Here is an 18,079-nt window from a genome sequence, read left to right as displayed (position 1 = left end):
CCACGAACCGGCCCACACCCCCCGTACCCTGGGCGAACCGCCCCTGACCAGCGCACCCGCACCCGCGCCCGGGGGCACGGGCCCCCGGCCACCGTGGCCGGGCGGTGACAGACGGACCGTCGCGCGAGGATGGGCAAGGATGCAGTTCGACGACCAGGGCGACCTCGACACCTCACAGGTCGACGACCGGCGCGGAATCCCCGGCGGGAAGATCGCCATCGGCGGCGGCGCCGTGGGCCTGATCGCGGTCCTGTTCGCCGTCCTGCTCGGCGTCGACCCCGCCGTCCTCGGCCTCACCGACGGCACCTCCGGCTCCGGCTCCGCCGCGGGACCCCGCACCGCCGGCGAGGTCCAGAAGACCTGCAAGAGCGGCGCCGACGCCAACCGCCGCCAGGACTGCCGCATCGTCGCCGTCACCAACAGCCTCCAGGACTACTGGCGCGCCGAACTGCCCCGCCACGGCACCGCCTACCGCCCCGCCGAGACCGTCCTGTTCACCGACCGGGTCTCCACCGCCTGCGGCCCGGCCACCTCCGCCGTCGGCCCCTTCTACTGCCCCGGCGACCGCAAGGCCTACGTCGACCTCGGCTTCTTCGACGAGCTCTCCACCCGCTTCGGCGCCCGCGGCGGCCCCTTCGCCGAGGCCTACGTCATCGCCCACGAGTACGGCCACCACATCCAGAACCTCACCGGCACCACCCAGAAGGTCGGCGGCGACCGCCAGGGCCAGAACAGCGCCTCCGTCAAACTCGAACTCCAGGCCGACTGCTACGCCGGCGTCTGGGCCCACCACGCCACCACCACCCCCCAGCCCTCCACCGGCCGGCCCCTGATCAGCGCCCTCACCGACCAGGACATCGCCCAGGGCCTCGACGCCGCGGCCGCCGTCGGCGACGACCGCATCCAGAAGCAGGCCACCGGCCGCGTCGACCCCGACACCTGGACCCACGGCTCCTCCGACCAGCGCAAGACCTGGTTCACCACCGGCTACCGCACCGGCGACATGGCCCGCTGCGACACCTTCGCCCAGCGCTGACCGACGCCGCCCACCCTGTCATCCGTCAGGGACCGCGGCCGCCCCGGCGCTCCTACGCTGCTGACGACCGGCCAGGTCAGGCCGGTCGTCACCAGCAAGGGAGACCCTCATGCGCAGGATCCTGCACGCCGCCGCCGCGCTCGCCCTCGCGACCGCCGCGATCACCGTCCTCACCGTCACCGGCGCCCAGGCCGCCGACGGCGGCTCCTGGGAGAACTGCCCCCACGGCGCCGTCTGCGTCTACCCCCAGGACTCGCCCGCCACCACCCCCACGGACGTCTTCTGGAGCTACGGCGCCCACAACCTCAGCAACCAGCACGGCAACCACTGGGTCCTCAACAACCAGTCCGGCGGCGCCCACGCCCACCTGTGCACCGGCTACAACGGCACCGGCTGCGGCTACGACATCCCCGCCCAGAACGGCGTCCACGCCGACCTCGGCCCGATCAACTCCATCACCCTCGACCGCCCCTGACCGGCCCGCGCCGCCAGGCCGGCACCCGGCCCGCCCCCCGACCCGGTCCCGCCGCCGGGGGGCGGCCGGGGCCGGGCGCCCCGCCCCGAAAAAAGAGGCCCCGGAAAACCCGCCGTTTCGCTTTGCCGCCTGCTACAGTCGTTCTTAGTTGCAGTTTTGGTTCCCATGAACTCTGTGTGCGCCTGCTGGTTGTAACGGCAGGCGCATTTTTGTTTCCCGGCTCTTCCCCGGGCGGGTCATCATAGCGGCGACACGGGACCTGCGAGGTGCGGGTTTCGGAATGCCCTTTGAAGGAGAATTTTTAATGGCTAATGGCACTGTGAAGTGGTTCAACGCGGAGAAGGGCTTCGGCTTCATCGAGCAGGAGGGTGGCGGCCCGGACGTCTTCGCCCACTACTCGAACATCAACGCCCAGGGCTTCCGTGAGCTGCTCGAGGGCCAGAAGGTCGAGTTCGACGTCACGCAGGGCCAGAAGGGCCCGCAGGCGGAGAACATTCGCCCGCTGTAGTTCCTGCCGCTGCACGGCTCTCGCCGGACAGCACGGGGCCCGTACCACGCGATCGCGCGGTACGGGCCCTTCGGCATACCCGGCCGGCCCCGCAGCCCGACCCCGGCGCCCGGTCCCGCAGTCCGGTCCCGCAGCCCGGTCCCGCGGCCCGACCCCGTGGCCCGGTCCGGGCGCCGCGTCCCGGCGACACCCCTCCGGCGCCCCTGGCCCGGCGCAGGCCGCGACGGTTAGCCTGGCGGCATGTCCAAACCGGATCAGCTGCTCACCGATATCGCCACCATGGTGGAGTCCACCGGAAGCAACCAGATGCCCGTCACCGTGGTCGTCCCCGGCGCTGTCATCACCGGAAGGCTCGCCGCCGAGGCGGTGTGGCGCGAACGGGTCGCCGAGGTCCTCGAAGCCTCCGAGCACCTCAAACCCTTCGCAGCGCTGTTCACCGACCCCCCGGACGCCTCCTCGGCCACCACCGGGCCGGCGACCCATCTGCACCTGCACGTCGCCAAGATCCTTCAGGGCAGCTACGGCCTGCCCCACACCGGCGGCATGTACCGCATCGCGATCAAGGACGTCAGCAGTTGGAGCGTGGGGGACCTCAGCTACTCCGACCAGTGACCGGCGGCCGCCCTGCCCCTGCCCCTGCCCCTGCGCCCCGTCACCGGGACGGGGCGCAGGAGCGGTCCGCCAGGACGGGAGCACCACGGGCCCCGGACCGGTGACGCGCCCACCGCCCCGGCCTGACGGCCTGCCCGGGGGAAGGGCTCAGACCCGGTCGAGGGGCCGGTGCGGCCCGTCCGGGAGCTCCACCGTGACCGCGTCGCCGGGACGCACCACGCCGCCCGCCCGGACGACGCCCATGATCCCGGCCTTACGCACGATATTCCCGGCCTCGTCACGGCCGACGACCTTCTTCAGCAGCCCGTCCCGGAACTTGTCGATCTGCAGGCAGGGACTGCGCAGACCGGTGACCTCCACGACCGCCTCGTCGCCGATGCGCAGCAGCGCCCCGACGGGCAGGCCGAGCAGGTCGACGCCCCTGGTGGTGATGTTCTCGCCGAGTTCGCCGGGCGCCACGTCGAATCCCTCCTCGCCGACTTCGGTGAAGAGCTCCTCGTGCATGAGGTGGACCTGACGCAGGTTCGGCCGGGTGGGGTCCTGCGCGACCCGCGAGCGGTGCCTGACCGTGACGCCGGCGTGCACGTCCCCCTCCACACCGAACCCCGCGAGCAGCGTGATGCCGGCCCGGTTGGGTTTGGTGAACGAGTACTCGCTGCTGCTGCTGACGGCCGTTACCGTCCCGCTCATCCCGCGAACCCCTTCTTCGGTAGCGGTGGTCCGCCAAGAGCCTAGCCTGCGGTTCCCGGGGCACAGCACCCGTGTTCGGTCGAGGTGTCCGGGCGGCGGGAGGCAGGGCGGCCGTTGACCAGGATGGGGGAGGCCCGGCTGGACAGCCTGGTGCCCAGCGCCGCCCGCACCCTCCGGTTCCGGTCGGGGCGCAGGACCGCGTGCAGGTCGCCGGGGCCGACCCGCCGGTGTCCGCGCGGCCCGCTTCCGCGGACGGGCGGGACGGCGACCCGGGCCGCCTGCCGGCGGGTGACGGGACGGTCGAGCCCGGTCTCGACGCGCAGGCGGCGTGCGGCGGCCCCGTGGGGCGGTTCGTCGGGGTCGGCGCTGCCGCCGGGGAGGAACAGGCCGTCCTTGTGGTCCGGGTCCACCAGGAGCACACGGTCGTCCTCGTCGGTGATGAGGACGAGGCATCCCGGTCGGCGGCCGGGCGGGTCGCGCAGGATACGGGTGCCACCGGACGTGCGGGACCGCATGGTCACACTCCTGCGTGAGGGCATGTCCGGCTCCGGCAAAGGGAGTTGGCGGCGGGGCGGGGTCTGGCGGCGCGGTGCGGCGGGCGGGGGCGGCTGCCGCACGGGTCACGAGGCCGCGCGTTCGGCCAGCGAGGTGGGGTGCAGACGGGAGGCCCGGTTCCGCGCGGCGAGCTGCTCTGGTGGAGCCGGAAGAACGGGGCATTCATCGCAGGGTTCGCGGAGTACATCCCCATGGAACGCGAAGCCGTCTACGTCAGGCTGTCCGAGACGGACATGGTGCCGGGCATCCTCCAGCACCTCGACTACGCCACTGCTCACGAGTCCGGCACCGTCCGGCGCGGTGAAGCCGCCCCGGAACAGGCGGAGGATCGGCTCAGGTTCCTGGCGACGCGACAGCGGAAGCCGGCTGATCCGACACCCGTCCATGCCGTCCTGGATGAAGGAGTTCTTCGCCGGCCGATCGGAGGGCCCGCGGTCATGGCCGAACAGCTCTGCCGCCTTGAGGAGTCGACCGAGAGGTCGCACGTCATCATTCAGATCGCGCCGTACCGGCTTGCCGAGGAGCGCCCGGCTGTCGGACGCCGGCAGGCCCGAAGCCCCGCCCCCCCGACACAGGAAGTCGAACCAACCGGCTTCCCGTTCACTGTCGCACAACAACGCTCGACGGCGCCTGGGTGTTCATGCGATCGGTTGCAGCGGCGCAGCCGGGTCGTGTGGCCGGGCTGCGCGACCCGGGTTCCTCTCGGCGTGTGCGTCAGCCGGTGGCAGCCGCCCGGTACGCCGCCAGGGCAGCCGGGAGGACGGCCTCCACGCCGGACAAAGGCTTCTGCGTCACCACCTTGTGCACCGAGAGGATCACGTCGCCCTCGCGGACGAAGGCCGTCTCGGTGATGAAGGGTTCCGGGTTGTCGGGGAAGGCCGAGGTGATCCGGAGCACCAGGCCGTCATCCGCCGGAACGCCGGCTTCTGCCGTGGACACGGCGTTCCCCGTCGGGGAACCCCGACGGGGAGCGTGTCCGTGCAGGAGGCGCAGCGCTGCGCGGTGCTTCGGATGGCGGCCAGGACGGCGGCGGCCTGGCCGGGTGCGTAGCGGTCGAGCGACTCCTGGCCGAACCAGCCGAAGCCGTCCGCGTCGGCGGAAGGCTTCTCCAGCCCCACCGCCACGTCCTCCAGGGGCCGGGCGCGGGCCGTCAGGAAGTGGCCGGGCGAGAGTTCCGGGCACGGCACCGACGCGATCGGGGCGCCGGAGGCCGGTGTGCCGGCCGTGGCGGAGTCGGTCTCGTCTGTCAGCAACTGGAATTCGGAGGGGAGCTGGCCGGCTGTCGGCAGACCTTCGCGCAGCCGGTCCTGCAGGGGCACCGCAGCGGGGGGCGTGCTGCCCGCGGCCTGTGCGGGCCAATGGTGCGAACAGGCCGACAGGCCCAGTACTGCCCCAACGGCGACGGCCGGCACGGCAGCACTTGGACGCACCGGATCATTCCCCCCCGGCCTCATGATCCCCGCGCCCTCGCACATTCCGGAGGAGTATCTCCACCTTCGTGACGGCCGGACCGTCCGCTCGCGGCCGCCGGCCCGGCCTCGAGAGGCGCTCGAAGCCGGGCCGGCGGCAACCCCCGGTCGGACCCGCCTCAGCGGGCGGCGGCCTCCGCGCCGTTCGCCGCCTGCCCGGCGGCCTCCGCGAGGCTCAACTCCTCCTCGATGAGATCGGCCGCCCGCCGCGTACCGCCCTCGGCTCGCGTCTGCGCACGCAGCTGCGCCAGGCGGCGGGCCACCTCCGGATCCGCGACGAGCTCCGTCAGCGCTGCCAGCAGCGTTTCCCCCGTCGCCTCCGCTGTGTCGATCCGGCGGGCCACGCCCAGTTCCACCAGCCGGTCGGCGTTGGTGAACTGGTCGACGGCCTGTGGGACGGCGATCATCGGCACGCCGGTGTACAGGCCCTCGCTGCTGCCGCCCATGCCCGCATGGGTGACGAACGCGTCCGCCTGTTCCAGCACCGCCAGTTGAGGCACCCAGGAGTGCACCTCGACGTTGGCCGGGATCTTTCCCAGTTCCCTCGGACCGGTGTACTTGCCGATCTGGAGGACGACGTGCCAGCCGGGCAGGTCCCCGTAGGCCGCCAGGCACTGGCGGTAGAACTCCGGCCGGCGTGTGAACGAGGACCCCAGCGAGACCAGCAGCACCTTCTCCGCGCCGGCCGGACGCTCCCAGCGGCTTTCCCCCGCCCGCCCGGCGAAGCAGGGGCCGACGAAGGTCACCACCTCGGTGTCGACCCGGTTCGCGTTCGGCTGCATGGCCCGTGGAACCGTCGCCAGCACCCGCGCGGGGCGGCCCAGGAAGTCGGCCGCGTCCGTGGTGGCCGCCCCGTTCTCGGCGAGCCAGCGCGCGCCCTTCGCCAGGAAGGCCTCCGCGCCCGGCAGTTGCCACAGCTGTGCTTCGACTTCCTGCTTGTGGCCGTCCCAGGCCACATAGGTCGGGGACAGCTGGACGATCGGCCTGCCCTGTGACTCCGCGAGGACGCGTGCGACGTAGCCGCCGATGTCGTACAGGTAGAGGTCCGGGCGATCGTCGTCGTAGGCGGCGCGCAGTTGCGGGAGCGCCTGGACGGCGTCGTCGAGGAAGACGTCCATCGCGCCGATGGGGTCCTCGGGCCAGGCGTTGTCGTCGACCGGCAGGCTTGAGCGGTACGGCACGAACTCGGCGCCGGTGGCCGAGATCAGGTCGGCCACCGCCGAGTCGTTGGCGTACGTCACCCGGTGCCCGCGAGCCACCAGCTCGCGGATGATCTCAAGGCTCGGAAGGACGTGGCTGACGGCCGGGATGCCGACCATCGCGATATGGGCACGGCGACGGGTCATGGAAGATCGGACTCCACTTCGGGTCTGCGGCGAAAGGGAATTGGCGCAGCGCCGCGTGAAACCGTCCCGCCGGCCGAGCCTGTCGCGGGAGGGCGCGCGGGTGCGCGGCACGGGATCGGGGCACTGCCCCGCCCGGCGTCAGCCGTAGATCTGGAAGAAAAGCCACATGGCCCGGAACCCTAGCCCGGCCGGTTTCCCGGCGCATCCGCTTTTCCGCGTCGCGTTCCCCGTCCGCGGAGCCCGCGGCCGCCACCGGCGGCCACCACGCCGGGCCCTCGGCATGCCCCGCGACCACACCCGCACAGCAGAACACCGCCAACGCCGTCAACCCGGCTTGGCGGAGCCCGGCCGAAACGCGCGGGCTAGTGGTCCGGGGGCCGGGCGAGCAGTTCGCCGGTGGCGGTGTCGGCCGCCGTCTGGGCGAGCAGCAGCACCCCGGGCTCGGCCACCGGGCGCAGCAGGGAGAACGTCAGCCGCAGCACGTGCGCGGCGTCCCCGGTGTCCGTCACCTCGACCGTGGTGGGCCGGAAGTCGGCGACCGTGCGGCACTGCCACCAGTGCGCGGCGTCGGGCCGCTCCCGGTGGAGGAGCCGGACGATCTCCGAGGCCCTGGGGTCGTCCGGGACGTGGCCGACGGCGGTGCGGAACTGCTCGTACAGGCCGCGCAGCAGCGGTTCCCGGTCGGCGATCCGGTAGCGGCCGCCGGGCCCGGCGGCGAGTTGCAGCAGCAGGTTGCGCCGCTCGTCGGGGAGCTCGCCGGGATCGCCCCACAGGCGGCGGTGGGCCGCGTTGCCCGCCAGGATGTCGAACCGCTCGTCCATGACCAGCGCCGGGGTGGCGTGCCAGCTGCCGACGAGCGCCAGCGTCTGCGGCCCGGCCCCGGCCCGTTCCGGCCGCCCGGCCAGCGGGGGAGCGGGCAGGAACCCGGCCAGCGCCAGGGCGTGCCGGTGGGCGTCCGGGTCCATCCGCAGCGCCCGGCAGACCGCGTCGATGACCTGCCGCGACGTGGCCACACGCCCCTGCTCCAGCCACGTGTACCAGGCGACGCTGACGCCGGCCAGCGCGGCGACCTCCTCGCGCCGCAGCCCCGGGGCACGGCGCCGGCCGCCGCTGCCGAGGCCGACGTCCTGTGGGCCCACCTGCGCCCGCGCGGCCCGCAGATGGGCACCGAGCTCACGGCGCAGCGACACGTCCATGCCCCGATCCTACGAGGCCGATCCTACGAGGCCGCTCCTGCGGGGGCCGGGGCTGTTCCTATGAGCAGGGCTCACCCCATGAACGGTGGCCTGCCCCGGCCGGGCGGGGCGCGCGAGGCTGACGGCATGACAGCAGAACAGCAGACACCCCTGGTGTGGCGGCGGCGCAACGACTCCTCCCACCTGACCGAACCCCGCGTCCTCGTCCGGGTCTTCCTGCGGCCCGACGGCCTCGACGAGGGCATCGCCTTCTACGAGCGGCTCCAGGGCACCGAGGCGGACGCCAGGTTCTCCTTCGGCCCCCTGCGGCTGGCCACCGTCGGCGCGTTCCTCCTCATCTCGGGCGCGGAGGAGGACCTGCGGCCCTTCCGCGCCACGGCCGGCACGCTGCTGGTGGACGACGTGCAGCCGTACTACGACCGGCTCGTCGCCGAGGGCGCGCAGATCACCTTCCCGCTCCAGAAGGTCCCCACCGGTGCCGGCTTCAACGCCCGCCACCCCGACGGCACGGAGGTCGAGTACGTCCACCACCGCCCCACCGCCCAGGGCGACTGAGGACCGGTGCGCCCCCGCACGCCGCCGGTGTGCGGGGGCGCACCGGTCCTCAGTCGCCCGGAAGCCGGGTGACGCCCCGGACCGGCCCGCCGTGCCCACGCGCACCCCTTCGCCGGGCGGCGGCCCGCGCCGGTCCTGGCCGGAACGGTCCGGGGACGTTTCCGTCCACCGGAGAACCCTTCCGGAGGGCCGGAGCCGCGACGAAGCTGGTACTCGCCACCAGGGAGCACCGCCCGGGAGGCGCACCGGACGAAGCGTCACCGCGGGACGCGAGCACCGGAATCCACCGCCACGTCGCATCCGAAGGGGATACCACCGTGTTCCGTACCACCATCGCCAGGGCCGCCGCGGTCACCACCCTGGCCCTCGCCCTCGCCGGCCTGGTCCCCGCCCTCGCCGCCGCCGAGGCAGCCCCGGACCGGCCCGCCACCACCACCGCCACCACCGCCGTGCCGACCCCGGCCCCGACCGCCACGCCGCTCCCGCCCGGCGACATGATCTGGGGCTGACCACCCGCCCCGGCTGCACCCCCCACCGCACCCCCCGCCGCCCCGCCGACCGCTGCTCCTGCAGGGCAGCCGTCCCCGCGGACCTCCGGTTCCGGCCCCGGCGGCCCCGGCGGCCGCGGTTCCACGGGCGCCGCGATCCGCACCTGCCGCCGGGCGGCGGCCGGGTGGCGGGAGCCCGCGCACGCCCCGACCCGTCGTCAACCCGGCGACCGGTCCTTCATCGAAAGAGTGGTTTCGCTCAGACTTCCCCGGCACCCGGGAAATCCGCGCGACGATTGCCCCGGTGTTTCGCCCCCGAATCACCGGAGCGTCCGTCAGGTGAACCCACGCGGCACGTCCGCGCCGCCGGAGGAGTGAAGATGTCCGCATTCCGCGTCCTTGCCGCCATGACCTCGGCCGCCGTCACGGGTGCGCTGGCCCTGGCCGCCCCGACGGCCGCCTCGGCCGCCGCCGGCACATTCGTGGTCAGCCAGGCCCAGTTCAACCAGATGTTCCCGAACCGCAATTCCTTCTACACCTACCAGGGCCTGACCGACGCGCTGAGCGCCTACCCCGGCTTCGCCGCCACCGGCGGCGACACGGTCCGCAAGCGCGAGGCGGCGGCCTTCCTCGCCAACGTGAGCCACGAGACCGGCGGCCTGAAGTACATCGTCGAGCAGAACACCGCCAACTACCCGCACTACTGCGACACTTCGCAGCCGTACGGCTGCCCGGCCGGGCAGAGCGCCTACTACGGGCGCGGCCCGCTGCAGCTGAGCTGGAACTACAACTACAAGGCCGCCGGCGACGCCCTGCACATCGACCTGCTGAACAACCCGTACCTGGTGGAGAGGGACGCCGCCGTCTCCTGGAAGACCGGCCTGTGGTTCTGGAACACCCAGAAGGGCGCCGGCACGATGACCCCGCACGACGCGATGGTCAACAACAGGGGCTTCGGCGAGACGATCCGCAGCATCAACGGCGCCCTGGAGTGCAACGGCAACAACCCCGGCGAGCGCCAGGACCGCATCAACCTCTACCAGAACTTCGCCGGCGTCCTCGGCACCGACGCCGGCGGCAACCTGTCCTGCTGACCGGGCCGCGCCCCTCTCCTCCGCACCGCCCGTACCGCCCGCTGCCCGCCGCCGGCCCCGGCCCCGACCGCGGGTCAGCGGCGGGGCTCCGCCAGCAGCAGCGCGTTGAGCTCGCCGTAGGCGAGCCCGCCCTCCAGGGCCCGGCAGGTGCCGTCGGTGAGCAGCTCCCGGGCGGCGCGCGCGACCAGCCCGTACGCCGCCTCCGCGATCGAGGACCCGGCGCTGACGCGGGCGACGCCCAGCGCCGCGAGCGCGGACACGGCCCAACCCCCGGGGCCGGCCAGGACGTTCACCGGAACGGGCACCGCCTCCGTGAGCGCCGTGACGGCCGCCGCGTCCGGCGTGCCGAGCACGAACACCCCGTCGGCGCCGGCCGCCACGTAGGCCTCCGCCCTGGCCAGGGTCTCCCTCCGCCACACCGAGGGGTCACCGCCCGGCAGACGGTGGGTGTCGATCCGGGCGTTGACGAACAGCGGCACACCGGCGCCGTCCGCGGCGCCGCGGGCCGCCGCGATCCGCTCGCACTGCTCCCGGACGGGGCGCAGCGGGTCGGGGCCCGAGCGGAGCGAGTCCTCCAGGTTGATGCCGACGGCTCCGGCGGCGAGGACACCGCGCACGGTCTCGGCCACCCCGGCGGGGGCGGACGCGTAGCCGCTCTCGACATCGGCCGTCACGGGAACGTCGACCGCGGCGGCGACCCGGGCGACCAGGCCGAGGCCCAGGTCCCGGTCCAGGCGGTCGCCGTCGCCGTGGCCCAGGGCCCACGCGACGCCCGCACTGGTGGTGGCGACCGCGGCGGCACCGGCCTGCGCCACGATCCGCGCGGAGGCGACGTCCCAGGCGTTGGGCAGCACCAGGGGCCGGCCGGGGACGTGCAGCGAGCGGAACAGCAGGGCCTTGTCGCGAAGCGTCGTCATGCCGGTCATTCCACCAGAACGGGACGGCGCGCGGCCGCCCGGGCGGTCCGCCGGCGCCGGCCCGCCGCGAGTCCTCCCGCGCCAGGGCGAACTCCACTCCCGGCCACGCCCGTTGACGCCGTACCCGGTGCGGGACGGTGCCCGGCCGCCGCGTACGCTGCCCGCATGTCCTCCGCCGACGCGTACCGCCAGGACCTGTCCCCGCTGGAAGTCCGGCTCAGGCCCTGGGGCTTCGCCCCTGTTCTGCTGGGCTTGTCCTTCCCGGTCCTGCTCTCCCTGCGGCTGCTGCTCGATCCCTCCAGCGGTCTCTCCTTCCCGCTGGGGTGCGCCACCCTCGCGTTCGGTGCGGGGGGTGCGGTCTTCGTGCTGACCGTGCGCCGTCGCCTGCGGGCCATGGGCTGCCTGGTGCGTCTGGATGCCGAAGGGGTCACCGTCCACGGCCGGCGCACCGTCCCCTGGCCGGACCTGAGCGAGGTCCGCTGGGGCCCCGGCGGCGGCCGGCGGCCGGCCGCCGTGGTCTTCGTCGCCCGGCCGGGCGTCACACTGCCCGCGCTGCCGTCGGTCCTGCCCTTCTCCCGGCCCGCGGCCCGGGCGGCCGCCCTGACCCGGCGGTTCGGCAGCCCCCTGGTCATCCTGCCGGGCGGCCTGGACACCACCGCGCCCCGGATACTCGCCGGTGTGCAGCGCCTCAGCGACGTGCCGCTGAGCACGGACTGAACCAGCCCCGCCCGCCTGCGCGTGCGGCACACCCATTGGCGTGCGCGACCGGTCAGGCGGTCAGGTGGTCAGCCGGACGAGGGCAGGGCCGACGGCTGCTGGAGGCAGGCCTGGGCGCGGCCGAGATCGCGGCGGGCGTGGGAGAGGTGCCAGTGCTGCAGGACGTGGGCGGCGCCGAAGAGCCGCGCGCAGGCGTCGAGACGGTGTGCGGCGCTCTCCAGCAGGACGGCCGCCGCCTGCATGCGCTCGTCGTTGTGCCGGGCCCGCCAGGCGGCGAGCTCGTGGGCCAGTTCGGCGAGTTCGCCCGTACCCGGATCCTCCGGAACGGGCGCGCCCCACCAGGCGAGCTGCTCGCCGAGGTGTTCCAACAGACGCTGGCGTGTTGCCGTCTCCCGCATCCTGGTGCCCCCGCGCTTTCCCGTACCCCCTCGGGGGCCCGTTCGGACTCCCGGCTGTGATCATCCCTCATCGGGCGGCCGTTCATGCGTGTTTTCGCGAACCCGACCCGACCGGGGGACACCGGGCCCTTCGCCCGGGGCCGGATCCGCGCGGGCACGGTGAGGCCGATGTGGCGTATGCCGTACGGCAGTTCGAGGACGGCGTCGGGCCGCGGCCGGTCACGTCCCGGGGCGGCGCCAGGCGGCGGCCGTGCGCCTGGTGGCGGTCAGCGCGGCGTAGCCCGTCGCCGCGTAGGCGAGCAGAACGAGGCCGACCAGCCAGAAGTACCCGGCGTCGGACCAGGAATGGCCGGAACCGAAGAGCTGGACGAGGGCCGCGACGACCGTGGCGAAGACGGCGATGAGCACGACCGGAGCCGCGCAGAGCACGGGCACGAGAGCCGCCAGCAGACCGAGCAGCGGCACGGCGCCGCCGTCGCTCCTGAGCACGAGGACGTAGGCGAGCAGCGCGAGAGCGGCGCACGTCAGCGTGTAGTACGGGCTCCAGCCCTCCCACCGGACGATCTCGTCGAAACCGCCGCCCGCGTCGTCGCTGAAGTTCGCGGCGAGGACGCAGGCGAACACGTGCGTCGTGTACAGCCAGGCGGCCTGGAGGCAGAGCACCGCCAGGCTCGCGCAGGAAGCCAGGATCCGCCGGGGGACGGGGACTTGGCGCACGTGCCGGATGCTGAAGCGCGCCGCGGCCAGTACCGTGCGGCCCGTGCGCCGGGTGGCCCGGTAGGTGCCGCGCCCCCACTGGTAGCACGTTCCGGCGGCGATCACCGCGATGAGGAACGACGCGACGGCGCCGGGGCCGAAGACGAGGTTCACGAGGCGGACCAGGGCGTCCGACAACTGCGGCAGATCGATGCCCTGGCTCTCGGCAAGGGTGGTCACCGGGTCGTTCTCCAACGGGGTGTCAGGCGGTGCGGAGCCTGACAGTGTAGGACCCGGCCCCCGGGCCGGGGAAACCGGGACCGGCACGGCCGTTCCGGTTCAGGGGCACGGCTCCTCCCGGCCGCGGGGGCCGTGGTCAGGGGTTGCGCGTGGCCTCCTCCAGGGCCGCGAGGACGCCGGCCGGGGTCCAGTGCCCGGCGGCGCCGGGGCGGGTGGCCAGGTAGCCGGCGGCCCGTCGCGGGCTCCAGCCGTGGGCCTCGGCGAGGCCGGCGGCGAGGTGGCGGAGGTAGGCGGGGGAGGGCGGGCTGAGGTCGGCGCCGTCCAGCCGCCACGGCGCGGTGAGGGTCAGGACGGGCAGGCCGCCGAGGGTGCCGGGGCACACGAGCGTCTCGTACCGGCCGGGGCCGAACCGGTCGCGGCCGGTGCCGAGCACGGGTGCCAGGTCGAGGTCGGCGCCCGGCTCCCGGCGCATCTCCTGGGCGGCGATGTCACTGAGCTGCCCGGTGGTGACCAGATAGGCGCGGGCGGGCATCCGGCCGGGCCCGTCGGGGTCGTAGAAGGCCATCCCGCCGGTCCACACGAGCGACTCCAGGGCGAAGTACAGCAGCCCGGGCAGCAGCACCGGAGCCGTCCGTTCGGGCGGCCGGGTGTCCCGGCACCCGGGATACGTCCGGGCGCCGCCCGCGGGCCGGCCGCCGCGCAGGTAGCAGGCCAGCCGGCCGGCGTGCATGTTCGAGCCGTAGGCGGCGTACCAGACCCGGCCGCGGGCCCCGGCTCCCGCGGCCGGACCCGTCGGGCCGGCCAGCCGGCCGGCCGAGGGGCCGTCGTGTGTCGTCCATGGCGCACGACGGTATCCGGCGGCCCCCGGGCGGGCCACGGTCACCGCGCGGCGCCCGGCCGGTGGCCGCTCGCGGTGTTCAGGGCCTCCCAGCCGCTCAGCTTCACCCGGTCGCCCCGGCCGAGGGCGGCCGCGCTCCGGTGCTCGCTCTCGTCGATGCCGAGCCACTCGGCGTAGGTCACCGGACGCACGCCGCGGGCGGCCAGCTGGTCGGCCAGCGGCGGCGCGGCCGGATCCGGCCGGTGCGCCGGCACCGCGCCCGGGGCCCGGTCGGCGAGCAGGGCGCGGACCGTCTGCGCGGCGTCGGCCCTGTTGGTCCCGATCACCCCAAAGGGCCCGCGCTTGAGCCAGCCGACGACGTACTCGCCCGGCCGCGGCCGGCCGTCGGCGTCCAGCACCCGCCCCTCGGCGTTGGGCACCACGGCGCGCCGCGCGTCGAAGGGCACCCCGGCCAGCGGGACGGACCGGTAGCCGACCGAACGCAGGACCAGCTGCACGGGGAGCACCTCGTACACGCCGGTACCGACGGCCCGGCCCGGCTCCGCCGGCACGGTCCGCTCCAGGCGCAGCGCGCTCACCCGGCCGGTGCCGAGGATCTCCACCGGCCGGCGCCAGAACCGCACCGACACCCGCCGGGGCCCGCCCCGCCGCTCCCGGCCGGCCCAGTCCGCGAGCACGGCCAGGTTGCCCCGCACCCGGCGGTCCGGCGCCGCGGGGCCGCCGGCGTCCCCGGCCGGGGCGTCCCCGTCGAGTTCGCCGCGCGCCGCCTCGACGGTGACGTCGACGCCCGGCAGCTCGCCGAGCTCGCGCAGCTCCCTGGTGGTGAAGCGGGCCTGGGCGGGCCCGCGGCGGCTGATGACGTGCACCTCCTCGACCCGGCTGGCCGCCAGGGCCGCGAGCACCGGCTCCGGCACGTCGGTGGCGCCGAAGTCGGCGGCCGGGCGGGCCAGCACCCGCGCCACGTCCAGGGCCACGTTGCCGGCCCCGATCACCGCGACCGCCCGGGCGCCGAGGCCGAACATCGCCGGGTCGACGTCCGGATGCCCGCAGTACCAGCGGACGAAGTCGGCGGCCGCGGCACTGCCCGGCAGGTCCTCGCCGGGCACCCCCAGCGTCCGGTCCCGGGCCGCGCCGGTCGCGTACACCACCGCGTCGTAGCAGGAGAGCAGCATCTCGCGGGTCACCTCCCCGCCCAGGCGCAGGCCGCCGAGGAACCGCACCCGCGGGTGTTCGAGCACCCGCCGCAGGTAGTCCGCGATCGACCTGATCGACGGGTGGTCGGGGGCGACGCCGTAGCGCACCAGCCCGTAGGGGGTGGGCAGCCGCTCCAGCACGTCCACCGCGACGTACGCGGCCTGCTGGACCAGCGCCTCGGCCGTGTAGAGGCCGGCCGGACCCGAGCCGACCACCGCCACCCGCAGGCACGGCGCCCCCTGGGCCCGGGGCGGGCACGGGAGAGCTGTCATGGCCTCCTCCTCCCGCCGCGGCCGTGAACGCCGCGCCCGCGCGGGCGCGGCAGGCGGGCGGCCGGATGCGGAGGGCCGGGTGCGGACGGGTCGGATCGACGGGCGCCGTCGCCTCCATCGTCGCACCCGCCCCGGCCGCCCCGCACCGGAGCGGTCGGCCGGGTGAATGAGCGGGCCGTCGTGCGCCCGCCCGCGGCGGCGGGGGCACGGATGGGGCGAAGGGTTCCCACGAAAGAAAGGCCCTACCGTGAGCCGCGCACTGATCGTCGTCGATGTGCAGAAGGACTTCTGCGAGGGGGGAAGCGTCCCGGTCGGGGGAGGCGCGGACCGGGCCGCCGCCATCGCCCGCCTGGTCCGGCGCTCGGCCGGCCACCGGTACGCGCACGTCGTCGCGACCCGCGACCACCACATCGACCCGGGCAACCACTTCTCCGACCACCCGGACTTCCAGAACTCCTTCCCCGCGCACTGCGTGGCCGGCAGCGAGGGAAGCGCCTTCCACCCGGACTTCGCGCCCGTCGTCCCCGAGGCCGTCGACGAGGTCTTCTACAAGGGGGCGCACTCCGCCTCCAAGAGCGGCTTCGAGGGCGCGGCCGAAGACGGCACGTCCCTGGCGGACTGGCTGCGCGCGCGGGGCGTCGGCAAGGTCGACGTCGTCGGCATCGCCACCGACAACTGTGTGAAGGCCACCGCGCTGGACGGCGTACGGGCCGGCTTCGCCGTCCACGTCCTGCTCGACTACACGGCCGGGATCGCCGCCGACAGCACCGACCGCGCGATCACCGAACTGCGCCGGGCGGGCGTCGTGCTGAGCGGCGAACCCGTCGTCCTCGGCTGAGCCCGCCCGCACCGCGGTCATCCCGCCGTCCATGGGCGGGCTGTGACGCGATCGCACCGCCACCGCGTTGGAAGGGCATGAGGCACACGACGGAGCACGACCCGGCCCCCGACCGGCCGGCGGACTTCCTGGAGTTCGCCGCCGGGCGCGGTCCACACCTGGTGAGAACGGCGTTCCTGCTCACCGGCGGCGACGCCCATCTGGCGGAGGACCTGGCCCAGGAGACGCTGGGCCGGATGTTCGCCAGGTGGCGCACCGTCTCGCGGCTGGCGAACCCGGCCGGCTACGCGCAGACCACCCTGGTCAACACCTTCCTCACGCACAAGCGGCGCCGGAGCAGCGGCGAGCACGTCACCGACACGTTCTCCGAGACGCCGGTCAGCGACGCCGACCCGCTCCTGCGGCTGACGCTGCTCCGCGCGCTCGCCCAACTCCCGCCCCAGGACCGGGCGGTGCTGGTGCTCCGGTTCTGGGAGGACCGCAGCGTGGAGGAGACGGCGGCGGCCCTGAAACTGCGGGCGGGCGCGGTCCGCACCCGCAGCGGACGGGCACTGGAGCGGCTGCGCTCCGTACTCGGCACCGAACTCGCAGAACTGGCCACGAAGTGACGCCGAACCCGTCCGGACCCCAGCCCGAGGAGAGCCGCACCATGCCGTACGAGGACGATCTCGCCAACGCCCTGCGCGGGGCGGCCGAGCTGGCCCCTCGGCCGCACCTGGCCGCGTTCGCCGCCGGTGCCGCCGCCCGTGGCCGGGTGATCCGCCGGCGCCGGCGCGCCGCCGTGCTGGCCGTGTCCACGGGGATGGTCCTGCTCGCACTGACCGCCGCCGCCGTGCTCCCGGGCGGTGGTGGCGGCGGCGTCGCTCCGGCCGGCGAGCAGCCGATCACCGGCGCCTTCATGGAACGGACCGTCCGCACGCTGCTGCCGCCCGGGACGGTGTCCGACGCCCACGGCGCGGGCCTGGGGGAGGTCCAGCCGCCACAAGCCGGCCCCCAGGTGGTCTTCGTGTTCGACGACGGCCACGGCCCCACCCGGCTCAGCCTGACCACCGAACGGGTGGCCCTGCCGGTCGACGCGAGCACCGAGGGCACCGAGTGCATGACGGGGGACCAGCCGGGCGAGTGCGAGCGCACGGTCCGCCCCGACGGGACGATCGTCCTGGTGCAGTCGGCCACCGGGCGGCCGGGGTCGGCGGACCGCACCCGGACCGTCCTCGCCACCGGACCGGACGGACGCCGCATCCGCCTGGACGCCGTCGCCGGCGCTCCCGGACAGACGGCCACCGCGACGGACATCTCCATCACCGTGCCGCAGATGGTCGCGATCGTCACCAGCGGCGACTGGGACCCGGTGTTCGGCGCACTGGTCGCCCCGAAGTACCCCAAGACCGCCTTCTCCGGCCTCCCGGCGGCCAGGATCGCCGAGACCGCCGTCGCCCTGCTGCCCCAAGGCGTGACGGCCACCGTCCCCGAAGGCCGGTTCGGCGACGGCCAGTCGGATCTGACGCTGGCCGGCCGGGACCGCCAGGCCCACCTCGGACTCACCGCGCAGCGCGGCGCCGTCATCACCCGGGAGGCCTTCGAGTCGAGCGTCGATCCGAACTCCCGCGTCCGCACCGCTGACGGGACCTCGGTGGTCCGCCGCGAGGTACGGGCGGACTCGGACGAGAACGGCCCGGTGCTCTCCTGGGCCGTCGAGGCCCTCCACCCGGACGGCACCCGGGTGAGCGCCGTTCAGACCGCCCCCGGCGTCTGGCCGGACGTCCCGCCGCTGCCCGGACGCGAGGTGCTGACCATGGACCAACTGGTCACCCTGACGGCCTCCCCGACCTGGCGCGGCTGACACCTCCCCACCGGGGGCCGGGCACCCGATGACGGACCACCGGCCCCCGCGGAGCGCTCGCACGGACGAACAGCGACGGGCCCGGCACACTGTGTGCGCCGG

At 74.7% G+C, this 18,079-nt stretch carries 21 protein-coding genes and 1 pseudogene; 12 read left to right on the top strand and 10 right to left on the bottom strand.

The features are described from left to right. Positions 1–139 precede the first annotated feature (139 nt). From AB0P06_RS08585 to AB0P06_RS08570, 4 genes are all read left to right on the top strand, one after another. Positions 140–1,036, top strand: coding sequence for a neutral zinc metallopeptidase (locus tag AB0P06_RS08585; protein ID WP_363606110.1), 897 nt, complete (start codon positions 140–142; stop codon positions 1,034–1,036). A gap of 109 nt (positions 1,037–1,145) precedes the next feature. Continuing rightward, complete coding sequence (locus AB0P06_RS08580) at positions 1,146–1,511, top strand: hypothetical protein (RefSeq protein WP_363606108.1); 366 nt, start codon at positions 1,146–1,148, stop codon at positions 1,509–1,511. Positions 1,512–1,815: 304 nt separating this feature from the next. Next, positions 1,816–2,019 (top strand): cold-shock protein, encoded by a 204-nt coding sequence (locus AB0P06_RS08575; protein WP_042388274.1) that lies wholly within the window; start codon positions 1,816–1,818, stop codon positions 2,017–2,019. 240 nt (positions 2,020–2,259) lie between these two features. Continuing rightward, positions 2,260–2,631, top strand: a complete 372-nt coding sequence (locus tag AB0P06_RS08570; RefSeq protein ID WP_363606106.1) for a hypothetical protein — start codon at positions 2,260–2,262, stop codon at positions 2,629–2,631. 147 nt (positions 2,632–2,778) lie between these two features. On the opposite strand, the gene AB0P06_RS08565 is transcribed toward AB0P06_RS08570, so the two are convergent. Continuing rightward, on the bottom strand, positions 2,779–3,321 hold the full coding sequence (locus AB0P06_RS08565; protein ID WP_363606104.1) for an MOSC domain-containing protein: 543 nt from the start codon (positions 3,319–3,321) through the stop codon (positions 2,779–2,781). A gap of 41 nt (positions 3,322–3,362) precedes the next feature. Then, on the bottom strand, positions 3,363–3,836 hold the full coding sequence (locus AB0P06_RS08560; protein WP_363606102.1) for an NUDIX hydrolase: 474 nt from the start codon (positions 3,834–3,836) through the stop codon (positions 3,363–3,365). A gap of 231 nt (positions 3,837–4,067) precedes the next feature. Here AB0P06_RS08560 and AB0P06_RS08555 point away from each other — a divergent pair. Beyond that, positions 4,068–4,340 (top strand): annotated as a pseudogene (locus tag AB0P06_RS08555) (Scr1 family TA system antitoxin-like transcriptional regulator); the annotation flags it as partial. A gap of 250 nt (positions 4,341–4,590) precedes the next feature. On the opposite strand, the gene AB0P06_RS08550 reads toward AB0P06_RS08555, so the two are convergent. The 3 genes from AB0P06_RS08550 to AB0P06_RS08540 form a co-directional block, all read right to left on the bottom strand. Further along, complete coding sequence (locus AB0P06_RS08550; protein ID WP_363606327.1) at positions 4,591–4,815, bottom strand: hypothetical protein; 225 nt, start codon at positions 4,813–4,815, stop codon at positions 4,591–4,593. A 649-nt stretch (positions 4,816–5,464) separates the two neighbouring features. Beyond that, on the bottom strand, positions 5,465–6,691 hold the full coding sequence (locus tag AB0P06_RS08545; RefSeq protein ID WP_363606100.1) for a macrolide family glycosyltransferase: 1,227 nt from the start codon (positions 6,689–6,691) through the stop codon (positions 5,465–5,467). 362 nt (positions 6,692–7,053) lie between these two features. Further along, positions 7,054–7,887, bottom strand: a complete 834-nt coding sequence (locus tag AB0P06_RS08540) for a helix-turn-helix domain-containing protein (RefSeq protein WP_363606098.1) — start codon at positions 7,885–7,887, stop codon at positions 7,054–7,056. Positions 7,888–8,013: 126 nt separating this feature from the next. Between AB0P06_RS08540 and AB0P06_RS08535 the strand changes: the two genes are divergently transcribed. From AB0P06_RS08535 to AB0P06_RS08525, 3 genes are all read left to right on the top strand, one after another. Further along, positions 8,014–8,442: a VOC family protein gene (locus AB0P06_RS08535; protein WP_363606097.1), complete on the top strand. Its 429-nt coding sequence runs from the start codon at positions 8,014–8,016 to the stop codon at positions 8,440–8,442. Positions 8,443–8,759: 317 nt separating this feature from the next. After that, entirely contained in the window at positions 8,760–8,951 is a 192-nt protein-coding gene (locus AB0P06_RS08530; protein ID WP_363606095.1) for a hypothetical protein, read from the top strand. Between the two features lie 359 nt (positions 8,952–9,310). Beyond that, positions 9,311–10,024 (top strand): chitinase, encoded by a 714-nt coding sequence (locus AB0P06_RS08525; protein ID WP_363606093.1) that lies wholly within the window; start codon positions 9,311–9,313, stop codon positions 10,022–10,024. 74 nt (positions 10,025–10,098) lie between these two features. Here AB0P06_RS08525 and AB0P06_RS08520 read toward each other — a convergent pair whose 3' ends face one another. Then, positions 10,099–10,950: an isocitrate lyase/phosphoenolpyruvate mutase family protein gene (locus AB0P06_RS08520; protein WP_363606091.1), complete on the bottom strand. Its 852-nt coding sequence runs from the start codon at positions 10,948–10,950 to the stop codon at positions 10,099–10,101. Between the two features lie 156 nt (positions 10,951–11,106). On the opposite strand from AB0P06_RS08520, the gene AB0P06_RS08515 reads away from it, so the two are divergent. Then, entirely contained in the window at positions 11,107–11,658 is a 552-nt protein-coding gene (locus AB0P06_RS08515; RefSeq protein WP_363606089.1) for a hypothetical protein, read from the top strand. Positions 11,659–11,726: 68 nt separating this feature from the next. Here AB0P06_RS08515 and AB0P06_RS08510 read toward each other — a convergent pair whose 3' ends face one another. From AB0P06_RS08510 to AB0P06_RS08495, 4 genes are all read right to left on the bottom strand, one after another. Next, the gene (locus tag AB0P06_RS08510) at positions 11,727–12,056 is read right to left on the bottom strand and encodes a hypothetical protein (RefSeq protein WP_363606088.1); all 330 of its coding nucleotides are present in this window, start codon (positions 12,054–12,056) and stop codon (positions 11,727–11,729) included. Positions 12,057–12,275: 219 nt separating this feature from the next. Next, positions 12,276–12,992 (bottom strand): hypothetical protein, encoded by a 717-nt coding sequence (locus AB0P06_RS08505; RefSeq protein WP_363606087.1) that lies wholly within the window; start codon positions 12,990–12,992, stop codon positions 12,276–12,278. A 136-nt stretch (positions 12,993–13,128) separates the two neighbouring features. Next, positions 13,129–13,722, bottom strand: a complete 594-nt coding sequence (locus AB0P06_RS08500; protein WP_363606320.1) for a histone deacetylase — start codon at positions 13,720–13,722, stop codon at positions 13,129–13,131. A gap of 149 nt (positions 13,723–13,871) precedes the next feature. Beyond that, a complete protein-coding gene (locus AB0P06_RS08495) occupies positions 13,872–15,296 on the bottom strand; it encodes an FAD-dependent oxidoreductase (RefSeq protein ID WP_363606085.1) in 1,425 nt (474 codons plus the stop codon). 247 nt (positions 15,297–15,543) lie between these two features. Here AB0P06_RS08495 and AB0P06_RS08490 point away from each other — a divergent pair, with 247 nt between their 5' ends. From AB0P06_RS08490 to AB0P06_RS08480, 3 genes are all read left to right on the top strand, one after another. Beyond that, on the top strand, positions 15,544–16,134 hold the full coding sequence (locus AB0P06_RS08490; protein WP_363606084.1) for an isochorismatase family protein: 591 nt from the start codon (positions 15,544–15,546) through the stop codon (positions 16,132–16,134). Between the two features lie 77 nt (positions 16,135–16,211). After that, a complete protein-coding gene (locus AB0P06_RS08485) occupies positions 16,212–16,742 on the top strand; it encodes a SigE family RNA polymerase sigma factor (protein ID WP_363606083.1) in 531 nt (176 codons plus the stop codon). Positions 16,743–16,783: 41 nt separating this feature from the next. After that, positions 16,784–17,977: a hypothetical protein gene (locus tag AB0P06_RS08480; RefSeq protein ID WP_363606082.1), complete on the top strand. Its 1,194-nt coding sequence runs from the start codon at positions 16,784–16,786 to the stop codon at positions 17,975–17,977. Positions 17,978–18,079 lie beyond the last annotated feature (102 nt).

The organism is Kitasatospora sp. NPDC088351 (assembly GCF_040685575.1).
In the GTDB taxonomy this organism is placed as follows: Bacteria; Actinomycetota; Actinomycetes; order Streptomycetales; family Streptomycetaceae; genus Kitasatospora.
This window is presented reverse-complemented; position numbering and strand designations above follow the sequence as displayed.

What these genes read in the sequence shown, in the direction of transcription:
- AB0P06_RS08510 (WP_363606088.1), bottom strand. Translation starts at nt 12,056, where the DNA reads ATGCGGGAGACGGCAACACGCCAGCGTCTGTTGGAACACCTCGGCGAG.
- AB0P06_RS08580 (WP_363606108.1), top strand. Translation starts at nt 1,146, where the DNA reads ATGCGCAGGATCCTGCACGCCGCCGCCGCGCTCGCCCTCGCGACCGCC.
- AB0P06_RS08570 (WP_363606106.1), top strand. Translation starts at nt 2,260, where the DNA reads ATGTCCAAACCGGATCAGCTGCTCACCGATATCGCCACCATGGTGGAG.
- AB0P06_RS08480 (WP_363606082.1), top strand. Translation starts at nt 16,784, where the DNA reads ATGCCGTACGAGGACGATCTCGCCAACGCCCTGCGCGGGGCGGCCGAG.
- AB0P06_RS08545 (WP_363606100.1), bottom strand. Translation starts at nt 6,691, where the DNA reads ATGACCCGTCGCCGTGCCCATATCGCGATGGTCGGCATCCCGGCCGTC.
- AB0P06_RS08585 (WP_363606110.1), top strand. Translation starts at nt 140, where the DNA reads ATGCAGTTCGACGACCAGGGCGACCTCGACACCTCACAGGTCGACGAC.
- AB0P06_RS08560 (WP_363606102.1), bottom strand. Translation starts at nt 3,836, where the DNA reads ATGCGGTCCCGCACGTCCGGTGGCACCCGTATCCTGCGCGACCCGCCC.
- AB0P06_RS08525 (WP_363606093.1), top strand. Translation starts at nt 9,311, where the DNA reads ATGTCCGCATTCCGCGTCCTTGCCGCCATGACCTCGGCCGCCGTCACG.
- AB0P06_RS08565 (WP_363606104.1), bottom strand. Translation starts at nt 3,321, where the DNA reads ATGAGCGGGACGGTAACGGCCGTCAGCAGCAGCAGCGAGTACTCGTTC.
- AB0P06_RS08575 (WP_042388274.1), top strand. Translation starts at nt 1,816, where the DNA reads ATGGCTAATGGCACTGTGAAGTGGTTCAACGCGGAGAAGGGCTTCGGC.
- AB0P06_RS08495 (WP_363606085.1), bottom strand. Translation starts at nt 15,296, where the DNA reads ATGACAGCTCTCCCGTGCCCGCCCCGGGCCCAGGGGGCGCCGTGCCTG.
- AB0P06_RS08520 (WP_363606091.1), bottom strand. Translation starts at nt 10,950, where the DNA reads ATGACCGGCATGACGACGCTTCGCGACAAGGCCCTGCTGTTCCGCTCG.
- AB0P06_RS08500 (WP_363606320.1), bottom strand. Translation starts at nt 13,722, where the DNA reads ATGCACGCCGGCCGGCTGGCCTGCTACCTGCGCGGCGGCCGGCCCGCG.
- AB0P06_RS08535 (WP_363606097.1), top strand. Translation starts at nt 8,014, where the DNA reads ATGACAGCAGAACAGCAGACACCCCTGGTGTGGCGGCGGCGCAACGAC.
- AB0P06_RS08540 (WP_363606098.1), bottom strand. Translation starts at nt 7,887, where the DNA reads ATGGACGTGTCGCTGCGCCGTGAGCTCGGTGCCCATCTGCGGGCCGCG.
- AB0P06_RS08515 (WP_363606089.1), top strand. Translation starts at nt 11,107, where the DNA reads ATGTCCTCCGCCGACGCGTACCGCCAGGACCTGTCCCCGCTGGAAGTC.
- AB0P06_RS08485 (WP_363606083.1), top strand. Translation starts at nt 16,212, where the DNA reads ATGAGGCACACGACGGAGCACGACCCGGCCCCCGACCGGCCGGCGGAC.